Origin of the sequence: Methylobacterium sp. FF17, assembly GCF_025813715.1 — a bacterium.
In the GTDB taxonomy this organism is placed as follows: Bacteria; Pseudomonadota; Alphaproteobacteria; order Rhizobiales; family Beijerinckiaceae; genus Methylobacterium; species Methylobacterium flocculans.
Map to the genome: position 1 here is coordinate 2,867,223 of NZ_CP107532.1, position 19,383 is coordinate 2,886,605.

Sequence of the window (19,383 nt, forward strand, 5' to 3'; positions counted from 1 at the left end):
CTTCTTTCGTAATCCAGGAGAACACCCATGGCCCGCGTCAAGCGCGGCGTGACCAGTCACGCGAAGCACAAGAAAGTCCTCAAGGCCGCCCGTGGTTATTACGGTCGCCGCAAGAACACGATCCGGATCGCCAAGCAGGCGGTCGAGAAGGGCATGCAGTATGCCTACCGCGATCGGAAGAACAAAAAGCGTACGTTCCGCGCTCTCTGGATCCAGCGCCTCAACGCCGCTGTCCGTGAGCATGGCCTGACCTATTCGCGCTTCATCAACGGCCTGACGAAGTCCGGCGTCGAGGTGGACCGCAAGGCCCTCTCCGAGCTCGCCATCCACGAGCCGGCGTCCTTCGCCGCCGTGGTGGAGGTCGCCAAGGCCGCCCTCCCGGCCGCCAAGGCTGCCTGATACGGCCGTTCGAGCGGAACGTGCGGCTCGTCCGAGCCGTGCGCCGTTCGTCATGACAAGGCGCGGCACCCCCGGGGAGCCGCGCCTTTTTCCATCCATCGGGCGCGCGACGCTTCGTTTGCGCATGGCGGGTGCTTGCATTGCGGATCGCGACCCGCAAAACCCTCCGCGGGCCTGCCCGATCGAGACCGCCCGATCCGTCAGATCGGTGCCGCAGCCGGTGAGTTGAACCGATGACCGACCTCGACACCCTCGAATCCGGCCTGCTCGATCAGGTCGCGACTGCCTCCGACGAGGTGACGCTGGATGCCGTGCGCGTGGCGGCGCTCGGAAAGAAGGGGTCGATCTCCGAACTCCTGAAGACCCTCGGTGCGATGACGCCGGATGAGCGCAAGGTCCGCGGCCCCGTCATCAACGGGTTGCGCGATCGGGTTCAGGCCGCCATCGCGAGTCGTCGCGACGCCCTGGCGGAGGCGGCCCTCGGCGCCCGCCTCGCTGCCGAGCGCATCGACGTGACCCTTCCCGTGCGGGAGGCACCGGAGGCGCGGGGGCGCATCCACCCGATCAGCCAGGTGCTGGACGAGATCACCGCGATCTTCGCCGACATGGGTTTCTCGGTGGCCGAGGGCCCGGATATCGAGACCGACGACTACAACTTCACGGCGCTCAACTTCCCGCCCGGCCATCCGGCGCGTGAGATGCACGACACCTTCTTCCTGGCGCCGGATCGGAACGGCCAGCGCAAGGTGCTGCGCACCCACACCTCGCCCGTCCAGATCCGCACCATGCGATCGAAAGCGCCGCCGATCCGGGTGATCTGCCCGGGCCGGACCTACCGGCACGATTCGGACCAGACCCACACCCCGATGTTCCATCAGGTCGAGGGGCTGGTGATCGACAAGGCGGCGAACATCGCCAACCTGAAATGGGTGCTGGAGGAGTTCTGCCGCACCTTCTTCGAGGTCGAGGCGGTCAAGATGCGCTTTCGGCCCTCGTTCTTTCCCTTCACGGAACCCTCGGCCGAGGTCGACATCCAGTGTTCGCGCAAGGGCGGCGAGATCCGCTTCGGCGAGGGGACCGACTGGCTCGAGATCCTCGGCTGCGGCATGGTCCACCCCAACGTCCTGCGCAATTGCGGCCTCGATCCCGACAGCGTCCAGGGCTTCGCCTTCGGCGTCGGCATCGATCGCATCGCCATGCTGAAATACGGCATGCCGGATCTGCGTCCCTTCTTCGAGGCGGATGTGCGCTGGCTCGACCATTACGGCTTCCGCCCGCTGGATATCCCGAGCCTGGTCGCCGGGCTGACGGGCTGACGCTCCGCTCTCGAGGCCCGGTGAGCCCGGGCCACCTCTTCATCCTCATGGGCGACGGAGCTTCCCGCTTGGACGGGTCCCGGCACGCCGAGGGACCCAAGCGATGAAATTCACCCTCTCCTGGCTCAAGGACCACCTCGACGCCGAGGCCTCCCTCGAGATGATCTCGGAGACGCTGACCCGGATCGGCCTCGAGGTCGAGGGCATCGAGGACAAGGCCGCGAGCCTGAAGCCCTACGTGGTCGCCCATGTGCTCACCGCCGAACAGCACCCGAACGCCGATCGCCTGCGGGTCTGCACGGTGGATGCCGGCGACGGTCAGCCGCTCCAGGTGGTGTGCGGCGCGCCCAACGCCCGCGCCGGCATGAAGACGGTCTTCGCCCCGCCCGGCACCTACGTGCCGGGGAAAAACATTACCCTGTCGGTCGGCAACATCCGCGGTGTCGAGAGCCACGGCATGCTCTGCTCGGGGGCCGAGCTCGGCCTCGGCGAGGAGAGCGACGGAATCCTCGATCTGCCGGATGATGCACCGACGGGGCAGCCCTACGCCCTCTACGCGAAGCTCGACGATCCGGTCATCGAGATCAACCTGACGCCGAATCGGCCGGACTGCACGTCCATCCACGGCATCGCCCGCGATCTCGCCGCCACGGGGCTGGGCGGTCTCAAGCGCGAGCCACAGCCGCCGGTGCGCGGGGAGGGCGCCTGCCCCGTCCCCGTCACCCTTGATTTCGAGGCCCTCGACGGCGGCCTTTGCCCCTACTTCACCCTGCGCCTCGTGCGCGGCGTCAAGAACGGTCCCTCGCCGGACTGGATGCAGGCGCGCCTGCGCGCCATCGGCCTGCGCCCGATCAACGCGCTCGTGGACATCACGAACTACCTGACCTTCGATCAGGGCCGGCCGCTCCACGTCTTCGACGCCGCCAAGGTGCGCGGGGGGCTCGTCGTCCGTCGGGCGCGGGACGGCGAAGCGCTGAAGGCCCTCGACGGCAAGACCTATACGCTGACCGCCGACACCGTCGTCATCGCGGATGACAGCGGCGTCGAATCGATCAGCGGTATCATCGGCGGCGAGGCTTCGGGCTGCGACGCCGATACCGTCGATGTCCTCATCGAATCGGCCCTGTGGGATCCGATGAACATCGCCCAGTCCGGCCGGCGGCTCGGCATCATCACCGATGCCCGGTACCGCTTCGAGCGCGGCGTCGATCCGGCATTCACCTTGCCGGGCCTCGATCTCGCCACCCGCCTCGTGCTGGAGATCTGCGGCGGAACTCCGAGCATGCCCGTGATCGTCGGCGAGCCGCCGGTGGTCGAGCGCGTCATCGATTTCCCCTGGACCGAAACCCGGCGGCTCGCCGGGATCGAGCTGTCCCGCGCCGAGATGAAGGTGACCCTGGAGGCGCTGGGCTTCCACGTGGCCGGGACCGGCGACCGTGTGAAGGTCCTCACGCCGTCCTGGCGTCCCGACGTCGAGGGCAAGGCCGACTTGGTCGAGGAGATCGTCCGCATCGCCGGTCTCGACCGCATCGAGCCGAAGCCCCTCCCGCGCATCGAGGCGATCGGCAAGCCGATGCTGACCGTGATGCAGAAGCGCACCCGCCTCGCCAAGCGGGCGCTGGCCAGCCATGGCCTCGTGGAGGCGGTGACGTGGTCGTTCATCCCGCACGACGACGCGGTGCTGTTCGGCGGCGGGGGCGTGGATCTGGCGCTGGCCAATCCGATCGCCGCCGACCTCTCGGATATGCGCCCGAGCCTGGTTCCGGGCCTGCTTCGGGCCGGCCAGCGCAACGCCGACCGCGGGAACGCGGATGTCGCCCTGTTCGAGGTCGGGCAGTGCTTCGCGAACGACCAGCCGGAGGGACAGACCACCCGGGCGGCGGCGATCCGGCGGGGGACCGCGACGCATGCGGGCGCGGGTCGCCACTGGGACGGGGCCATGAAGCCCGTCGACGCGTTCGACGCCAAGGCCGATGCGATGGCGCTGCTGGCCGCCCTCGGTATCCCGACCGGCGGCCTGCAGGTCGTGGCCGGTGGACCGGCCTGGCTGCATCCCGGCCGATCCGGCACGCTGCAGTTCGGACCGAAGAATCCGGCCGGCTACTTCGGCGAGGTGCATCCGCGCGTGCTGAAGGCCCTCGATCTCAAGGGCCAGATCGTCGCCTTCGAAATCACCCTGGACGCGGTGCCGCTGCCGAAATACCGTCCGACCAAGGTCAAGCCGGCGCTGGTTCTGTCCGACTTCCAGCCGATCTCGCGTGACTTCGCGTTCGTGGTCGGACGGGATGTCGCCGCAGGGGACGTGGTGAAGGCGGCGCAGGGCGCGGAACGCAAGCTCATCACCGGGATCGACGTGTTTGACATCTACGAAGGCATCGGCATCCCCGAGGGCTCGAAATCGGTGGCGATCGCGGTCCGGCTCCAGCCCGTGGATCGCACCCTGACCGATGCGGAGATCGAGGGCGTAACCGCCCGGATCGTCGCTGAGGTTGAGCGCAAGACCGGGGCGACTCTCCGCTCCTGAGGAATCACGCATGCTCGATCCGGCCCTCGTCTCCGCGCTCTCGGCGGCCACGTTCCTTCCGGAGCCTGAGCTGCGTGCCGCGCTCGCGGACCCGGACCGGATCGCGGACGCGGTCCTGGAGTTGCTGGGCCGGGCTGCCGCGAATCCAGACTTGGATGACGCGGAGGCGAATCTCCTGTTCTGGGGGCTGCACGTCCTCGCCGCCGCCCGGGAAACGCGGGCGTTCAGGCCCCTCGTGCGATTTCTGAACCTGGACGGCGAGACGCTCGAGTCTCTCCTGGGCGACGCCCTCTCGAAGACACTGGCGAGGATACTAGCCAGCGTCTTCGACGGAGACATCGCGCCGCTCGGCACATTGCTGATGGACAGCACGCGCGACGATACCGTGCGGCACGAGGGCTTCGCGGCCCTGGTTTACCTGACCCAGATCGGCCGCGTCCCACGCGAGCAGACCGAAGCCCTGCTGATTCGCTTCGATGAGAAGCGGGCTGCCATCGAGGGCGATATCAGCTGGGTCGCGTGGGAGGAGGCCGTTGCGCTTCTGGGGATGCGCGACCTGGCACCAAGGGTCGTGGCAGCGCGACGGGATGGGCGGCTGACCGGCGAATTCAGCGACGGCCGGTACTTCCCCGAGATCCTGCGCGAGGCCGAGGAGCGCCCCGACGACCTGTCACGCTTTGATCCCGAGCAATTCGGGACCATCGACGATCCGATCGCCGACCTGAACTGGACCTCCGAGAGCTACGGTCAGCCCGTCCGCAACCCCTTCAAGAACGTTGGCCGTAACGACCCCTGCCCCTGCGGCAGCGGCAAGAAGTTCAAGAAGTGCTGTCTGGATAAGGCTGCCGCGTAAGGCCGGCCACGGGCGTTCGACACGGCGTCCGGTGGCGTGGTTAGCCTCGCGTTAGCGAAATCCTCGTCTATCGAAATGCCGGTTTAATCCCGTCTCGACGCAAGAAAATACCAGCACAGTCCTGTGCGATTCGGTCCTTCCAGGCTTGGCCGGCCCCTTGTGCAGGGCAGCGTGACGGAACATATTTCGTAACGAGGCGTCTCGGGACGCCAGAGGTCGTGTGCGTGAGCCTCATTTCGAAATCACACGCTGAGAGAGCTTCCAAAGGAAACTCCCATGGCATTCGATAACAGCCCCTTCCGGTACGGCGCTCAGCCGACCGGGTACGCCGGCAGCCAGGTCGAGATCGATCAGGGCCTGCGCACCTTCATGCTCGGCGTCTACAATAACATGGTCATCGGCCTCGGGATCTCTGGTCTCGTGGCGCTGGGCTTGAATATGGCGGCCGTCGCTCAGACCGAGACCGGCCGCGTTGCCCTGACCCCGTTCGGCCAGCTCCTTTACACCAGCCCGCTCAAGTGGGTGATCATGCTGGCGCCGCTGGCCTTCATCTTCATCTTCTCGATGCGGATGGATCGGATGTCCGCGGCCTCGGCGCGCCTGACCTTCTTCGCCTTCGCGGCGGTGATGGGTGCCTCGATGTCCTCGCTCCTCCTCGTCTTCACGGGAGCAAGCGTGGTTCGGGTCTTCTTCATCACAGCGGCGACGTTCGGCGGTCTCAGCCTCTACGGCTACACCACCAAGCGTAGCCTCTCGGGCATGGGTTCATTCCTGGTGATGGGCCTGATCGGCCTCATCATCGCCTCGCTGGTGAACATCTTCCTTGCCTCTTCGGCGCTTCAGTTCGCAATCTCCGTGGTCGGTGTTCTGATCTTCGCGGGCCTCACCGCCTACGACACGCAGAAGCTGAAGGAGATGTTCCTCTACAGCGGCGCCGATGCCGAGGGTGCGGCCAAGCTCTCCGTGAATGGCGCGCTGACGCTGTACCTGGACTTCATCAACATGTTCCAGATGCTGCTCTCGCTCCTGGGCGACCGCCGCTAAACGGAACGACTCACGTTGAATTAGAAGGCCCCGGCGGGATAACCGCCGGGGCCTTTTTATATGGGCCGGATGGTTCACATGTCGGGTCGTGTCTGACTGAGGCGCGTCTCACACCGCACGAAGGGGAGGCTCCAGCACCGCGAGCACCCGCTCGAGATCCGTTCCGCGTTTCATGACCAGGCCGGTGGCGGCGACCACGGCATAGGCGCCCTGGCGCCGGGCGAGTTTCGGGTCCTTCTCCACCCGATACAGCGGCATCTCCGAGCTGCGCCGGTAGATCGAGAACACCGCCTTGTCGCGCCGGAAGTCGAGGGCATAGTCGCGCCACTCGCCCTGCGAGACCATCCGTCCGTAAAGATTGAAGAGGATGCGCAGTTCGGCGCGGTCGAAGGCGATCTGAGGAGGGACCGGCGCCGTCGGGAAGGGGATGACCCGCGCTGCGGGATCATGCAATCGCGCGTCGCCACCGGTTCTCTCGCTCATCGTCGCTCCTGTTCCGCGTTCGTCCTTCATCATGGTGTCACGCCGTGATGCTCGCAAGGGCGGTGATTCGGCGAGGCGTCCCGAAACACATCACCATGATTTCGCCGCCATCATGCCCAGCGTCGGCCTTGATGAAACGCGATACCTGTTGCTGAAACTTCGTCGACTCCGTCATCGGTCTGCTGCCCGATCTTACCGGCTCCCCAGCTCTTCGGTCGGCACCCGAACCGGCGGGATCGACATCCCAGAGGTTTCGAGACCCAAGGACTTCAGGCCGCCTCTTCGGAGCGCGGCCTTTTTTTCGTCCTTGCGAGACGGGGCGTACCCGGCGAGAAACACGCTGCAAGAGAGAGGGGCGGGTTCACCGCTGGGGACCACCGTGACCAGCTTCGACGCGGCCTTCCAGCATACTCTCGCCGAGCTGTTCGCCTGGCGTCGCGACGTGCGCCGGTTTCGGACAGACCCTGTTGACGAAGCGCTGCTGCGGCGGTGCCTCGATCTCGCAGCCTTCAGCCCCTCCGTCGGCAACAGCCAACCCTGGCGCTTCGTGCGGGTCTCGGACCCGGAGCGGCGCGCAGGCGTGGTCGCCAGCTTCGAACGCTGCAACGCCGATGCGGCGGCCACGTACGAAGCGGAACGCCGCGACGCTTATGTCCGGCTCAAGCTCGCCGGGCTGCGGGAGGCGCCGGTACATCTCGCGGTCTTCTGCGACGAATCCACCGAGGCGGGGCACGGGCTCGGCCGCGCCACCATGCCGGAGATGCTGCGCTACTCCGTCGTCACGGCCGTGCAGACGTTCTGGCTCGCCGCGCGCGCGCACGGGCTCGGTGTCGGCTGGGTCTCCATCCTCGAGCCGGAGGCGGTCTGCGGCATCATCGGGGTTTCCTGCGACTGGCACCTCGTCGCTTATCTCTGCGTCGGGTTTCCGGTGGAGGAGCACGCCGACCCCGAACTGGTGCGCCATGGCTGGCAGGAGCGCCTGGGTGCCGGCGGCATGCCGCTGATCGAGCGCTGAGCCCTCAGGGCTAACGAAACCTGAACGCAATCGGATGTTTTCGCCCGAAATTCCGTGGCGGCGCTTCACTGCGCTGCAGAAGACCACCGGGATAACTGCATCGCGAACCGCCGATTTACCGGAACGCCAACCCGCGAGCGCCGATTGTCTGGGCTCTCACGGTCACGCTTTCGGAGTTTCAGGGTCATGGTGCGTCAGGGAATGCTGGCTTCGATCGCGGCGGGTGCGATCCTGGGAGGCGGTTTCGTCGAGCCTGCGCAGGCCCGCGAGGTCGTGGCGTTCCACGAGGGCGTGATGCCCGGCTCCATCGTCGTGCGCACGGCCGAGCGCCGGCTCTACCTCGTCAACGGCGATGGGACCGCGATTCGCTACCCCGTCGCGGTGGGCAAGCCCGGCAAGCAATGGAGCGGCGCGACCCAGATCGACGGGAAGTACGTCGAGCCGGCCTGGGCACCCCCGCGCGAGGTCAAGCGCGACAATCCCCGCCTGCCCGCCGTGATTGCCGGCGGTTCGCCCTCGAACCCGATGGGCTCGGCCGCACTGACCCTCGCGGGAGGCGAATACGCCATCCACGGGACCAATCGGCCGAACTCCATCGGCACCTACGCGTCCTACGGCTGCATCCGCATGTTCAACCAGGATGTGGTCGATCTTTACGCACGCGTCTCGGTGGGCACGCAGGTCTACGTCACGCGCTGAGATCCGTTCAGCGGGCGGGCGGCGCCGTGGCTTCGACGGCCGTGAAGGCTTCCAGGATGGAGTAGGTGTGCTCGGCGCCCTCCGGGACCAGCCAGGAATCGCCGGGCTCCAACAGCACCCGTTCGCCGCTCACGGTCAGTTCGGCCCGGCCGGAGATCACGTAGCCGACGGTCTCGTAGGGTCGGCTCGCCGGGGGCTTGTCGGTGCCGGGAAGCTCGTCCCGCCACATCCGCATCGACACCGACTGGCCGCGCGCGAGAGCGACCTCGCCATGCGGTCCCTCACCGGCACTCTTGCTCGAAACTTTCGTGGCCATGGTCTTCCCCTTCGTCACTGAACCGATGGCCGGGACAACGGGGGCGACCGGGGGACGTTCCCCGGCCGGCATGCGGCGCGCGCGACGTCAGAAGTCGACGGCGATACCCTTGATCTCCCAATCGTCGTAGCGCACCGGTTCGAGACCGCCACGGCCCTGACGCTCGCGGGTGGCCGCGATCTCCGCGGCATGGGCATCGATGGCCGCGCGCCGCTCGGCAGCCTCCGCCAGAGCCCGGGCGGCTTCGGGCGTAAGGGCGCGCGTTCGGGTGGGCAGGTCGGCGTCCGCGCGGTTTTCCATCGGCTCCGGGCTTGTCATGGCTTGCATCTCGGTGTGGCGGGTGGAAGGGCAGGGAAACGAAGCTCGTCCCATGCGGGCTCATGGTTCCAGGAAGTGGCATTCATGGCGACACGCCGCAATACGGATGCGCCGACGGCGCCGATCGACCACAGCGTCGCGGGCCTCGCCGCCCGACAGATCGCGCAGGGCGCGGTCGCCGACCTCATCGGCAAGACTCGGGGCTTCGCCCTGGAGGATGCCCTGATCCAGGCCGGGCGCGCCGCCGGCCTCGATGCCGCCGATGCAGGCCTCGCGCGCGCCATTGCGACGGCGACCTTCCGCCGCTTCGGTCTCCTGCGTCACGTCCTTGCGAGCCGGATGTCGCAGGGACTGCCGGAGGATCAACCTCGCCTCGTCGCGCTACTGGCCACGGGCGCCGTCCAGATCCTCGATCTCAACGTGCCGGACCATGCCGCCGTCGATCTCGGTGTGCGTCTCGCCAAGGCCGATCCGCAGCTTCAGCACCTCTCCGGCCTCGTGAATGCGGTCCTGCGCCGGATCGTGCGCGAACGCGCCGATATCCTCGCGGCGCCCGGTGATCCGCTCGCGGACAATACGCCCGACTGGCTCGCCCGGCGCTGGCGCTCCGCCTATGGCGAGGGGACGGCGCGCGCCATCGCGGCGGCCCACCTCGAGGGTGCCGCCCTCGACATCACCGTGCGGGGCTCGGCCGTCGAATGGGCGGAGCGTCTCGGCGGCGTCGTCCTCCCCACCGGGAGCGTGCGCCTGCACGACGTCCGCGCCGGCGTGGCCGATCTTCCGGGCTATACCGAGGGACAATGGTGGGTGCAGGATGCCGCCGCCGCGCTTCCGGCACGGTTGCTGGATGTGAAGCCGGGCGAGCGGGTGGCCGACCTCTGCGCCGCCCCTGGTGGTAAGACAGCGCAACTCGCGGCAGCCGGCGCTTCGGTGCTCGCGGTCGACCGTTCCAGCCCACGCCTCGAGCGCTTGTCCCAGAACTTCGCACGCCTGGGACTGGAAGCCGAAATCCAGGTCGGCGATGCCTTGGCATTGTCCGATGACGCTACCTTCGACGCGGTGCTCCTCGACGCGCCGTGCTCGGCGACCGGCACCCTGCGCCGCCACCCCGATGTGGCCTGGACCAAGACCGAAAGCGATATCAGCCGCCTGATCGGCCTGCAGAAACGCCTGTTCGACAAGGCCGCCACCCTGGTTCGGCCGGGCGGGCGCCTCGTCTACTGTACTTGCTCCCTCGAGCCGGAGGAGGGGGAGGCTCAGGTCGCGACCTTCCTCGCGCGCAATCCGGGCTTCGAGCGCATTCCGGTGCGTGCGGAGGAGTTGGGCGGCCTGTCCGAGCCGATCGATGCGTCCGGCGACCTGCGCACCCTGCCGTCGCACCTGGGTGGTGAGGTGCCGGAGATGCGCGGTGGACTCGATGGCTTCTTCGCGACGCGCCTGCGCCGGGCCTCCTGAGACATGCGGGCTGTCCGACGTGGCCGGCGCCTCCGCGCGGCTCTGAGCGCGATCCTGGCGATTTCGGCTGCGCCGGCGTTCGCCGAAGCCGATCCCCGCATCCTGCCCCTGCACCCGACCTATGCGCGCAACCCAACCTGCGCGCTGGTGGAGGCTCGCATCCCCTTCGATGTGCATGAGGGCACCCGCGACGTCGCCCTCTCGCCCTCGCCGCGCGAGATGCCGCTGAACCAGGGCGAGAGCGCGATCTGCTTTGCCTATGCCACCGCCGACATGATCTCGCATCGCCTCGGCCGCCAAGTCTCGCCCCTCGACGTCGCCACCAAGAACTACTTTGCCGACCCGGAGCGCCTCGCAGCGATTCCCGCGCTCCGCGCTCACCTGGCGGCGCATCCGAGCTGGCGCGCGGACATCGCCTGGAGCCGCAACGCTGCGGAGATGTCGCCGATCGGCAACCCGAAGCTGCTGCCCTATTTCGACAAGATCGAGGGCGGTGAGGAGGACACCGCGGCGCTCCTCTACAACATCAACGGCTATTGCGAGGACCGCGACCTGCCCTCGAATGACGGCTATCGCTATGCCAACCCGACCCTGCAGCGCCTGCGCTATCGCAGCCGCCTGTCACCCCGCCCGATGAGCTTCCGCAGCCTGGTCGGCACGGTTCCTCACCTGCGAAACGCGAAGACCGACACCTTCAACGCCGCTTGGATCGCGCATGTCGAGGCGCAGTGTCGGCGTGTGCCCTTGCCGGTGCCGCTCCTCCCGGTTTCCTACCGCGTGGCCGCCAATCAGGCCGAGTTCGTGGAGATGCGGGATTCCGGGCCGCCGCCGGACCCCAAGGCGATCAGCCGGATTCTGGCCATGGTCGATTATGCCCTCGACCACGGGCGTGTGCCGACCATCGGCTACAGCTGGTACCTTCTGGAGGACCGCGATCCGAAGGATCCGGACTTGCACGCCGATCATGCGAGTCCCGTCATCGCTCGGCGCAAGGTCGGCAACGTCTGCGAGTACCGGGTCCAGGATAACACCGGCGAGTACTGCGCGCGCATGCGGGCGGGCATGCGGGAGGCCTGCGAGAACGGCCGGGTCTGGGTCGGCGAAGAGGCCCTGCGCCACACCCTCTACAGCGTCACCTATCTGCGCTGATCAGACGAGGCGACGGTCCAGCCGGATGACCCGGCAGGGCTCGCCGGCCTTCGCGGCGGGCGCATGGGGGGCCCGGATCAGCAGGGCCTCGGCCGAGCCGAGGATGAGCAGCATCGAGGAGTCCTGGCGGTTCTCGGGATGGACGATGGGGAGCCCGTCGGGGGCGGTCTCGATCCGGGCTCGCAGATAATCCTGCCGCAGATCGTTCTCTGGCAGGTCGCATCCGAGGATTGCCGGCTCCGAGCGGTCCGCCCCCGCGTCGGGGTCGCCCAGCAGCGCCCGGATCGCCGGAACGACGAAGAGCAGCCCGCAGACGACGGAGGCCACCGGATTGCCGGGCAGGCCCAACACCGCCATGCGGCCGAGGCGCCCGTGCATCAGCGGCTTGCCGGGCCGCAGGGCCACCCGCCAGAAACCGAGTTCGAGCCCTTGTGCCCGCAGGGCCGATTGCACGAGGTCATGGTCGCCCACCGAGGCGCCGCCGAGGGTGATGAGGAGGTCCGCGTCCGCGTTCACCGCCCGGCCGATGGCATCGTCCAGGGCCGCGAGGGTGTCCCCGGCAATGCCGAGGTCGATGGGCTCGGCCCCGGCTTCGCGCACCAGGGCCGCCACCGCGAGCCCGTTGGAGGCTACGATCTGGTCCCAGCGCGGTGGTTGCCCCGGAGCGACGAGTTCGTCCCCCGTGGCGAGGATCGCAACGCGCGGTCGCCGCCGAACGCTGAGCGATCCGTGGCCCCCGGCCGCAGCGAGCGCGATGCGACGCGGATCCAGGGTCTCGCCAGCGCCGAGCAGGTGATCGCCCGCCGTGAAATCGAGGCCGCTCGGACGGATGAAGCGCCCGGAGGTCACCCGCTCGAGGGCCGTGACCGTCTCCGGCGTCGCCTCGGCATTCTCCTGGATCAGGATGGCATCGGCCCCGTCGGGGACCGGGGCGCCGGTGAAGATCCGCACAGCCTCGCCGGCGCCGATCCCTCCAGTGAAACCGTGTCCGGCCGCACTGGTCCCTAAGACCCGCAGGGTCGCGGGCGCGGAAGCGACATCCGCGCTGCGCACGGCGTAGCCGTCCATGGCGGAGGCCGGGAAAGGCGGTTGCGTCCGCCCTGCCAGGACATCCGCCGCCAGCGTGCGACCCGCGGCCTCCGTGATCGGGACGGTTTCCGCCGTTACGCGACCGGGCAGGCCGGCGAGGACCCGCGCCAGCGCCTCGGCGACCGGGATCATCCCGCTCAAGCGTCGTCCTCGGCGCGGTAGGCGCCGGAGCGTCCACCGTCCTTGGCGAGCAGCCGGATGCCCTCGATGCGCATGCCGCGATCGGCGGCTTTCACCATGTCGTAGATCGTCAGGCAGGCCACCGAGACCGCGGTGAGCGCCTCCATCTCGACACCGGTCGGACCCAGAACCTTGACCTCCGCCGTCACTCGCAGACCTGGCAGGGCGTCATCGACCTCGCAATCGACGCGGACCTTGGAGAGCAAAAGAGGGTGGCAAAGGGGGATGAGCTCATGCGTTCGCTTCGAGGCCATGATGCCGGCAAGCCGCGCCGTGCCGATGACATCGCCCTTCTTGGCGTCGCCCTCCCGGATCAGCCGCAGCGTCTCGGGCAGCATGACCACGGCCCCCGTGGCGCGGGCCGTGCGGGTGGTGGCGTCCTTCTCGGAGACATCGACCATGTTGGCCGCGCCCGATGCGTCGAGATGCGTGAGTTCGGCCATGATCCCGCCTCAGGCTCCCGCATCGCCGAAGAGCAGGCGGCGCGTCGCCGCCGTCACGTCGGCCTCGCGCATCAGACTCTCGCCGACCAGGATGGTGTCGAGCCCGCTCTCGGCGAGGCGAACCACGTCGGCGTGACCGGCGATACCGCTCTCAGCCACCGCGATCCGGTCCGCCGGCACGCCCTCGGCGAGGCGGATCGCCGTCTCGAACGAGACCTCGAACGTCTTCAGATTGCGGTTGTTGATGCCAACCAAACGCGTCCCGAGGGGGAGGGCGCGTGCGAGCTCCTCGCTGTCGTGCACCTCGACCAGTACGTCCATGCCCAGATCGTGCGCGGTCTCCACCAGGGCCGCGGCTTCCGCATCGTCGAGGCAGGCCATGATGACGAGGATGCAGTCGGCGCCCCAGGCGCGCGCCTCGAAGACCTGATACGGCTCGAACAGGAAGTCCTTGCGCAGGACCGGCAGGGTGCAGGCGGCACGCGCCTCGGTGAGGTACTCGGGCCGGCCCTGGAACGAGGGGGTGTCGGTCAGCACCGAGAGGCAGGTGGCGCCCCCGGCCTCGTAGGCGGCTGCGAGGGTGGCGGGGTCGAAATCCGCCCGGATCAGGCCCTTCGACGGCGAGGCTTTCTTCACCTCCGCGATCAGGGCCGGACGCTTCTGCGCGATATGGGCCGCGATGGCGTCGGCGAAGCCTCGCGGGGGCTCCGCGCTGGCTACGCGCTTCTCGAGCTTGGTCTGCGGCACCCGCAGCTTGGCCTCCGCAATCTCGCGCCGCTTGTAGGTCTCGATGCGGGCGAGCACGTCCTTGCGCTCGACCGGCGCGATGTCAGGGGACGGCTCGGACTTCTGCTCGGACATGGGAGGCCTTCAGGCGTTCGAGCGCAGGTTCGAGAGACGGATGAGTTGGTTCAGGGTGGCGCGCGCGGCACCGCTGTCGAGGGCCTCGGCCGCTCGGGTGACCCCGTCCGCGAGGGTTCCGGCGCCTTGCGCAACCACGAGGGCCGCACCCGCGTTCAGCACCGCGATATCCCGGTAGGCGTTGCGGGCGCCCTCCAGGACCTGCCGCAGGGCGACGGCGTTGTGCTCGGGATCGCCTCCGCGCAGGGCGTCCAGGCCGTGGAGGGGCACGCCGACTTCGCGCGGGTCGATGGTGAAGCGCGACACCCGGCCCGCCTCCAGGGCGACGACGGCGGTCGGCCCCGTCACCGTGATCTCGTCGAGGCCGTCGCTGCCGTGCACGGTCCAGACCCGGTCGCTGCCGAGTTCTGCCAGTACGGCGGTCAGCGGCTCGGCCCAGGCCGGCGACGAGACCCCGAAGAGCTGGCGCGTCACGCCGGCCGGGTTCGCCAGAGGGCCGAGCATGTTGAAGATCGTCCGCGTCGGCAACTCCGCCCGCACCGGGGCCACGTGGCGCATGGCGCCATGGTGCGTCTGCGCGAACATGAAGCATAAGCCCGCCTCCGCGAGGCAGAGGCTGAGTTCGTCAGGCGCCAGTCCAATGCGAACCCCAAGCGCCGCGAGCACATCGGCGGCGCCGGAGCGCGAGGTCGCAGCGCGATTTCCGTGCTTGGCCACCGGCACGCCGCAGGCCGCCACGATGATGGCGGCCAGCGTCGAGACGTTGTAGCTGCCCGAATGGTCGCCGCCCGTGCCCACCACGTCGATGGCGCCCGGCACCGCGTGCACGGGGAGCATGCGAGCGCGCATCGCCTCGACTGCGCCGATGATCTCGTCGGGCGCCTCGCCACGGACCTTCAGGGCCATCAGGAACGCGCCGGCCTGCACTGGCGTCACCTCGCCCGAAAGCAGGTCGTCGAAGGCGCGCCGGGCCTCGGCGCGGTCCAGGCCCGCGCCAGTGGCGACCTTCGCAAGGAGGGGCTTAAAGGATTCCATGGGGCTCGGGCGCAAAAATCCGGCGTGGGCGACCGGGATTATTCTCGACGGGCGACGGCCCCCGTCAATGCACGCCGTCGCGCCCCTTGTCACGCGCCGCGTTCCAGGCACCTGCGATGTCCAGGAAATTGCGCAGGATCTGTGACCCATGGTGCGAGAGGATGCTCTCGGGATGGAACTGGACCCCGTGCACGGGCAGGTGTGCGTGCTGCAGTCCCATGATCAGGCCATCGGCCTCCGCCGTCACGGTGAGGTCTTCGGGGCAGCCGCCGCGCTCCACCACCAGCGAATGGTAGCGGGTGGCCTCGAAGGGTCCGTTCAGACCGCGAAAGATGCCCGACGCCCCGTGCCGGATGCTGGAGACCTTCCCGTGCATCGGCGTGGGCGCCCGCACGACATCGCCGCCGAAGGCCTGCCCGATCGCCTGCAAGCCGAGGCAGACGCCGAAGAGCGGGATCTCGGCCGAAAGATCCCGGATCACGTCGAGGCAGATGCCGGCCTCGTTGGGTGAGCAGGGCCCGGGCGAGAGTACCACCGCATCGGGGCGGCGCGCGCGGATCTCGGCGGTCGTGATGGCGTCGTTGCGCACCACGTCGATCGAGCCGCAGAGCGGGCCGATGAGGTGCACGAGGTTCCAGGTGAAGGAATCGTAGTTGTCGATGACGAGGACGTCGGACATCTTCTGTGCGTGCTCGGACATGATCGGGGTTTGACCCGAGTCTGAGGCGCGGTCAACCAAGTCGATCGTCCGCTACTGCCCCCGCCGCGCCCGGCTCGCAAACACCACCGCATCCTCCGCGGCACGGAACAGCGCCTTGGCCTTGTTGACGCATTCCTGCTGCTCCGAGGCGGGGTCGGAATCGTAGACGATGCCGGCGCCGGCCTGCACGTGCATGCGGCCGTCCTTCACCAGGGCCGTGCGCAGGACGATGCAGGTGTCCATCTCGCCGCGCGCGCCGAAGTAGCCGATGCAGCCGCCATAGGGGCCTCGCTTCTCGCGCTCCAGTTCGTCGATGATCTGCATGGCCCGAACCTTGGGCGCACCCGAGACCGTGCCGGCGGGAAAACCGGCGGCGAGCGCCGCCAGGGCGTCGTGCTTCGGGTCGAGATCGCCCTCGACGTTCGAGACGATGTGCATGACCTGGCTGTAGAACTCGAGGAAGAACGAGTCCGTCACCGTGACGCTGCCGATGCGCGCGACGCGGCCGACATCGTTGCGGCCCAGGTCAAGCAGCATGAGGTGCTCGGAGCGCTCCTTCGGATCAGCCAGAAGCTCCTGCGCCAGCGCCTTGTCCTCGGCCGGCGTCGCGCCGCGCCGGCGCGTGCCCGCGATGGGCCGGATGGTGACGCGGCCGTCACGCACCCGCACCAGGATCTCGGGGGACGAGCAGACGAGCTGAAAGGTTTCGAAATCGAGGTAGCACAGGAACGGCGCCGGGTTCGTCCGGCGCAAGGACCGGTATAGCGCCAGGGCCGGCAGGGTGAAGGGCGCCTCGAAGCGCTGGGACAGCACCACCTGGAACACGTCGCCGGCGACGATGTACTCCTTGGCCCGCGCCACCATCGCCAGGTATTCGTCGGGTGTGGTGTTCGAGACCGGCTCCGGGTGCGCGATGGCGCGGGGATCGATGCGAGCCTCGACGGGAAGGGGGCCCTCCAGCGCCGCCGCCACGCTCTCCAAGCGCGCCAGGGCCGCCTCGTAGGCGGCGCGCGTGGGTATACAGGCGTCCGGGCGTACGGGACCGACGACCGTGATGAGGTCGCGCACGGCGTCGAAGACCACCATCACGCGCGGGCGCACCAGGATGGCATCCGGAACGCCGAGCGGGTCGGGGTTCGGCGTGCTCAGGGTCTCCATGGCCCGGACCATGTCGTAACCGAGATAGCCGAACAGGCCGGCGGCCATGGGCGGAAGCGCGTCGGACTCGCCGACAGCCCCGATGGCGCTCTCGGCGATCAGCGCCCTCAGGCTCGTGAGCGGCGCTGCGTCCTCCGGCGTGAAATCGGAAAGCCCAGGGTCGCGTGCGATCTCGGCCCGCCCTTCGCGGCAGCGCCAGGCAAGGTCGGGGTCGAGACCGATCATCGAGTATCGCCCGCGAACGGCGCCGCCCTCGACGGATTCGAGGAGGAAGGCGGGGCCGGTATGCCCGGCCCGCAGCTTCAGGAAAGCGGCGACGGGAGTCTCCAGATCCGCCACCAGGGTCAGGTGGAGGAGGGTGGCGCGACCGGCCTCGTAGGCGTCGGCGAAGGCCGCGAAGTTCGGGTCGTGCTCCATCGCCGGATCAGTACTCGCCGCCGCCGATGGCCCTGCGGAAGGCCTGCTGGTTGATGGTCACGCCGACGGATGTCTGCACGTCGCCGATGTACTGGCCAAGCACGTCGTCCGCGATGGTCGGCTGGAAGCGCTTGGTGATCGCCTCGTCGGCCGGCGTACCGGGCACGTAGGCCGGCATGGTCGCGGCGGTCACCTTGAACAGGGCGCGGCCTTCCCCGGACTCCGCCGAAGCCGACTTGTCGACCGCCGTGGCGAAGACGCGATTGACGATTTCGGCGCTGAGATCGCCCTGTGCCTGGTTGCGGGCGAGGTCGCTCAGGGTCTGCACGTTGAGCCCGGCCTCGGCCGCCACGGCTTCCACGGCCTCGCCCTTGTCGAGGCGGGCGTTGAGCTCCTTGGCCTTGGCAAGGAGCCGGCGCTGGGCTTCGGCCGCACGCCAGCGCGCCACCACCTCGTCACGGACCTCCGCGAGCGGCTTGTCATGCGCTCGGTCGATATTGGCGATGTCGTACCAGATGTAGCCACCCGACTTCGTGCGCAGGGGCTCGTTGTCTCCGCCCATCTCGGCGCGGAACAGGGCGGTCAGCGTGGTGTCGCGGTCGGGAATACCCTCGACTGTGTTTCCAGCCGGATCGAGGCCCTGGGCGCTGACGGCCGGGATGATGCGCAGCGGGAGATCGCGTTCCTTCGCGATGTCGGCCAGCGGCTTCGTATTGGCTCGCTGGTCTTCGATCGCGTCGTGGGCGGCGTCGATCCCGCTGGTCGCGCGCTCGAGCGCGATCGCCTTCGCGATGTCGGACAAGACGTCGGCGAGCGGCTTCACGGTCTCGGGTTCGATCGCCGTGACGCGCAGGAGCACGGTGCCGAAGCGGCCCTTCACGGGCTCGCTCACCGCGTTGAGAGGCAGGGCGAACGCGGCGTCCGCCACCGCCGGATCGAACAGCTCGGCCTTAGTCAGGGTGCCGAGTGACAGGTTCTTGGGATCGGCGCCGGTCTCAGCGGCCACGGCCTCGAACGGCTTCTCGCCGGCCTCGACGGCCTTGCGGGCGGCGTCCGCCGCCGTGGCGTCCGGGAATACGATCTGCTGGATGGTCCGGCGCTCCGGCGAGCCGTAGCGGGCCTTGTCGGTGGCGTAGCGCTTGGCGATATCCTCCGCGCTCACGGCATCCGGCTTGGCCATCGCCTGCGGGTCGAGGATCAGCAGCGCGACGTTGCGGGTCTCGGGTGCGCGGAAGGCGAAGGTGTTCTCGCCGTAATAGGCCTTCACCTCGTCTTCGGTGGGCGCCGGGATCTCGCCGGCCACGGAGGGCGGCAGCATCATCAGCGCCACGGCGCGCCGCTCGGTGGTGTAGCGGTGCACGGCCTCGCGCAGCGCCTCGGGCACGTGAAGGTCGGCAGCGACCGCCTCGGCGAGCTGGAGGCGGGCGGCCACCGCCCGCTGCTCCCGCACGAAGGTGGCCTCGGTGATGCCGGCGCGCTGGAGCGTCTGGTAGAAAAGAGCGGGGTCGAACTTGCCGTCCGCGCCCTGGAAGCTCTTCTCCTCGCGGATCGCCCGCAGGACCGCCGCGTCCGGGATGCTCAGGCCCAGCGTCGCCGTCTGCTGGTCGAGGGAGGCCTCGCTGACGAGCTGTGCCAGCACCTGCCGGTCGATCCCGAGCGCGCGGGCCTGATCCGGCGTCAGGGTGCGGCGGGTCTGGCTCTGGTAGCGTTGAAGCTGGTTCTGGTAGGCGGTGCGTACGGCCTCCGCAGAGATCTGTGCCTTGCCGACGGTGGCGACGGTGCTCGTCGAGCCGGCGCGAAAGAACTCCTCGACCCCGAAGATCGCCACACCCGCGATGAGGAAGGTGAAGACCACCGTCAGGATGATCTTGCCGAGCCAGTGCCGGCTGGCATTGCGCATGTTCTGCAGCATCGGACGTCCGGGTACCC

General features: G+C 68.7%; 19 protein-coding genes. 9 read left to right on the forward strand and 10 right to left on the reverse strand.

Going from position 1 to position 19,383, the window contains the following annotated elements; genetic code table 11:
- Positions 1 to 27 precede the first annotated feature (27 nt).
- The 5 genes from rplT to OF380_RS13480 all read left to right on the forward strand — a co-directional run bounded on the left by rplT (position 28) and on the right by OF380_RS13480 (position 6,136).
- Positions 28 to 399: a 50S ribosomal protein L20 gene (gene rplT, locus OF380_RS13460; protein WP_264051140.1), complete on the forward strand. Its 372-nt coding sequence runs from the start codon at positions 28 to 30 to the stop codon at positions 397 to 399.
- 233 nt (positions 400 to 632) lie between these two features.
- Positions 633 to 1,715 (forward strand): phenylalanine--tRNA ligase subunit alpha, encoded by a 1,083-nt coding sequence (gene pheS, locus OF380_RS13465; RefSeq protein ID WP_264044854.1) that lies wholly within the window; start codon positions 633 to 635, stop codon positions 1,713 to 1,715.
- 103 nt (positions 1,716 to 1,818) lie between these two features.
- Positions 1,819 to 4,239 (forward strand): phenylalanine--tRNA ligase subunit beta, encoded by a 2,421-nt coding sequence (pheT, locus tag OF380_RS13470; protein ID WP_264044856.1) that lies wholly within the window; start codon positions 1,819 to 1,821, stop codon positions 4,237 to 4,239.
- A gap of 10 nt (positions 4,240 to 4,249) precedes the next feature.
- On the forward strand, positions 4,250 to 5,092 hold the full coding sequence (locus OF380_RS13475; RefSeq protein WP_264044858.1) for a DUF1186 domain-containing protein: 843 nt from the start codon (positions 4,250 to 4,252) through the stop codon (positions 5,090 to 5,092).
- Between the two features lie 276 nt (positions 5,093 to 5,368).
- A complete protein-coding gene (locus tag OF380_RS13480) occupies positions 5,369 to 6,136 on the forward strand; it encodes a Bax inhibitor-1/YccA family protein (RefSeq protein WP_264044860.1) in 768 nt (255 codons plus the stop codon).
- Positions 6,137 to 6,244: 108 nt separating this feature from the next.
- Here OF380_RS13480 and OF380_RS13485 read toward each other — a convergent pair whose 3' ends face one another.
- Complete coding sequence (locus OF380_RS13485) at positions 6,245 to 6,619, reverse strand: DUF2794 domain-containing protein (protein WP_264044862.1); 375 nt, start codon at positions 6,617 to 6,619, stop codon at positions 6,245 to 6,247.
- Positions 6,620 to 6,998: 379 nt separating this feature from the next.
- Between OF380_RS13485 and bluB the strand changes: the two genes are divergently transcribed.
- Entirely contained in the window at positions 6,999 to 7,634 is a 636-nt protein-coding gene (bluB, locus tag OF380_RS13490; protein ID WP_264044864.1) for a 5,6-dimethylbenzimidazole synthase, read from the forward strand.
- Positions 7,635 to 7,835: 201 nt separating this feature from the next.
- On the forward strand, positions 7,836 to 8,333 hold the full coding sequence (locus OF380_RS13495) for a L,D-transpeptidase (RefSeq protein ID WP_264051318.1): 498 nt from the start codon (positions 7,836 to 7,838) through the stop codon (positions 8,331 to 8,333).
- Between the two features lie 7 nt (positions 8,334 to 8,340).
- Here the strand turns inward: OF380_RS13495 and OF380_RS13500 are convergent, their stop codons facing one another.
- Both OF380_RS13500 and OF380_RS13505 read right to left on the reverse strand, forming a co-directional pair.
- Positions 8,341 to 8,649 (reverse strand): cupin domain-containing protein, encoded by a 309-nt coding sequence (locus OF380_RS13500; RefSeq protein WP_264044867.1) that lies wholly within the window; start codon positions 8,647 to 8,649, stop codon positions 8,341 to 8,343.
- Positions 8,650 to 8,736: 87 nt separating this feature from the next.
- Entirely contained in the window at positions 8,737 to 8,967 is a 231-nt protein-coding gene (locus OF380_RS13505; protein WP_404810453.1) for a DUF1674 domain-containing protein, read from the reverse strand.
- A gap of 84 nt (positions 8,968 to 9,051) precedes the next feature.
- Between OF380_RS13505 and OF380_RS13510 the strand changes: the two genes are divergently transcribed.
- Together OF380_RS13510 and OF380_RS13515 are read left to right on the forward strand one after the other, a co-directional pair.
- Positions 9,052 to 10,422, forward strand: coding sequence for an RsmB/NOP family class I SAM-dependent RNA methyltransferase (locus OF380_RS13510; RefSeq protein WP_264044871.1), 1,371 nt, complete (start codon positions 9,052 to 9,054; stop codon positions 10,420 to 10,422).
- Positions 10,423 to 10,425: 3 nt separating this feature from the next.
- Entirely contained in the window at positions 10,426 to 11,571 is a 1,146-nt protein-coding gene (locus tag OF380_RS13515; RefSeq protein WP_264044874.1) for a hypothetical protein, read from the forward strand.
- Here the strand turns inward: OF380_RS13515 and OF380_RS13520 are convergent, their stop codons facing one another.
- The 7 genes from OF380_RS13520 to OF380_RS13550 all read right to left on the reverse strand — a co-directional run bounded on the left by OF380_RS13520 (position 11,572) and on the right by OF380_RS13550 (position 19,366).
- The gene (locus OF380_RS13520; RefSeq protein WP_264044876.1) at positions 11,572 to 12,801 is read right to left on the reverse strand and encodes a molybdopterin molybdotransferase MoeA; all 1,230 of its coding nucleotides are present in this window, start codon (positions 12,799 to 12,801) and stop codon (positions 11,572 to 11,574) included.
- Positions 12,798 to 13,283 carry a cyclic pyranopterin monophosphate synthase MoaC gene (moaC, locus tag OF380_RS13525; RefSeq protein ID WP_264044878.1) on the reverse strand — a complete coding sequence of 162 codons (486 nt, stop codon included), beginning with the start codon at positions 13,281 to 13,283 and terminating at the stop codon, positions 12,798 to 12,800. The genes OF380_RS13520 and moaC overlap by 4 nt, the downstream gene beginning before the upstream one ends.
- Positions 13,284 to 13,292: 9 nt before the next feature.
- Positions 13,293 to 14,144 (reverse strand): indole-3-glycerol phosphate synthase TrpC, encoded by an 852-nt coding sequence (trpC, locus tag OF380_RS13530; RefSeq protein ID WP_264044879.1) that lies wholly within the window; start codon positions 14,142 to 14,144, stop codon positions 13,293 to 13,295.
- A 9-nt stretch (positions 14,145 to 14,153) separates the two neighbouring features.
- Complete coding sequence (gene trpD, locus OF380_RS13535) at positions 14,154 to 15,179, reverse strand: anthranilate phosphoribosyltransferase (protein WP_264044881.1); 1,026 nt, start codon at positions 15,177 to 15,179, stop codon at positions 14,154 to 14,156.
- A 64-nt stretch (positions 15,180 to 15,243) separates the two neighbouring features.
- On the reverse strand, positions 15,244 to 15,858 hold the full coding sequence (locus OF380_RS13540; protein WP_264051319.1) for an anthranilate synthase component II: 615 nt from the start codon (positions 15,856 to 15,858) through the stop codon (positions 15,244 to 15,246).
- A 72-nt stretch (positions 15,859 to 15,930) separates the two neighbouring features.
- Positions 15,931 to 17,454 (reverse strand): anthranilate synthase component I, encoded by a 1,524-nt coding sequence (gene trpE, locus OF380_RS13545; protein ID WP_264044883.1) that lies wholly within the window; start codon positions 17,452 to 17,454, stop codon positions 15,931 to 15,933.
- Between the two features lie 7 nt (positions 17,455 to 17,461).
- Positions 17,462 to 19,366: a peptidylprolyl isomerase gene (locus OF380_RS13550; protein WP_264044885.1), complete on the reverse strand. Its 1,905-nt coding sequence runs from the start codon at positions 19,364 to 19,366 to the stop codon at positions 17,462 to 17,464.
- Between the last annotated feature and the right edge of the window lie 17 nt (positions 19,367 to 19,383).

Bases quoted from the DNA above. Each gene is read 5' to 3' on its own strand.
- rplT (WP_264051140.1), top strand. From the start codon at position 28: ATGGCCCGCGTCAAGCGCGGCGTGACCAGTCACGCGAAGCACAAGAAA.
- pheS (WP_264044854.1), top strand. From the start codon at position 633: ATGACCGACCTCGACACCCTCGAATCCGGCCTGCTCGATCAGGTCGCG.
- pheT (WP_264044856.1), top strand. From the start codon at position 1,819: ATGAAATTCACCCTCTCCTGGCTCAAGGACCACCTCGACGCCGAGGCC.
- OF380_RS13475 (WP_264044858.1), top strand. From the start codon at position 4,250: ATGCTCGATCCGGCCCTCGTCTCCGCGCTCTCGGCGGCCACGTTCCTT.
- OF380_RS13480 (WP_264044860.1), top strand. From the start codon at position 5,369: ATGGCATTCGATAACAGCCCCTTCCGGTACGGCGCTCAGCCGACCGGG.
- OF380_RS13485 (WP_264044862.1), bottom strand. From the start codon at position 6,619: ATGAGCGAGAGAACCGGTGGCGACGCGCGATTGCATGATCCCGCAGCG.
- OF380_RS13495 (WP_264051318.1), top strand. From the start codon at position 7,836: ATGCTGGCTTCGATCGCGGCGGGTGCGATCCTGGGAGGCGGTTTCGTC.
- OF380_RS13500 (WP_264044867.1), bottom strand. From the start codon at position 8,649: ATGGCCACGAAAGTTTCGAGCAAGAGTGCCGGTGAGGGACCGCATGGC.
- OF380_RS13505 (WP_404810453.1), bottom strand. From the start codon at position 8,967: ATGACAAGCCCGGAGCCGATGGAAAACCGCGCGGACGCCGACCTGCCC.
- OF380_RS13510 (WP_264044871.1), top strand. From the start codon at position 9,052: ATGGCGACACGCCGCAATACGGATGCGCCGACGGCGCCGATCGACCAC.
- OF380_RS13515 (WP_264044874.1), top strand. From the start codon at position 10,426: ATGCGGGCTGTCCGACGTGGCCGGCGCCTCCGCGCGGCTCTGAGCGCG.
- moaC (WP_264044878.1), bottom strand. From the start codon at position 13,283: ATGGCCGAACTCACGCATCTCGACGCATCGGGCGCGGCCAACATGGTC.
- trpC (WP_264044879.1), bottom strand. From the start codon at position 14,144: ATGTCCGAGCAGAAGTCCGAGCCGTCCCCTGACATCGCGCCGGTCGAG.
- trpD (WP_264044881.1), bottom strand. From the start codon at position 15,179: ATGGAATCCTTTAAGCCCCTCCTTGCGAAGGTCGCCACTGGCGCGGGC.
- OF380_RS13540 (WP_264051319.1), bottom strand. From the start codon at position 15,858: ATGTCCGACGTCCTCGTCATCGACAACTACGATTCCTTCACCTGGAAC.
- trpE (WP_264044883.1), bottom strand. From the start codon at position 17,454: ATGGAGCACGACCCGAACTTCGCGGCCTTCGCCGACGCCTACGAGGCC.
- OF380_RS13550 (WP_264044885.1), bottom strand. From the start codon at position 19,366: ATGCTGCAGAACATGCGCAATGCCAGCCGGCACTGGCTCGGCAAGATC.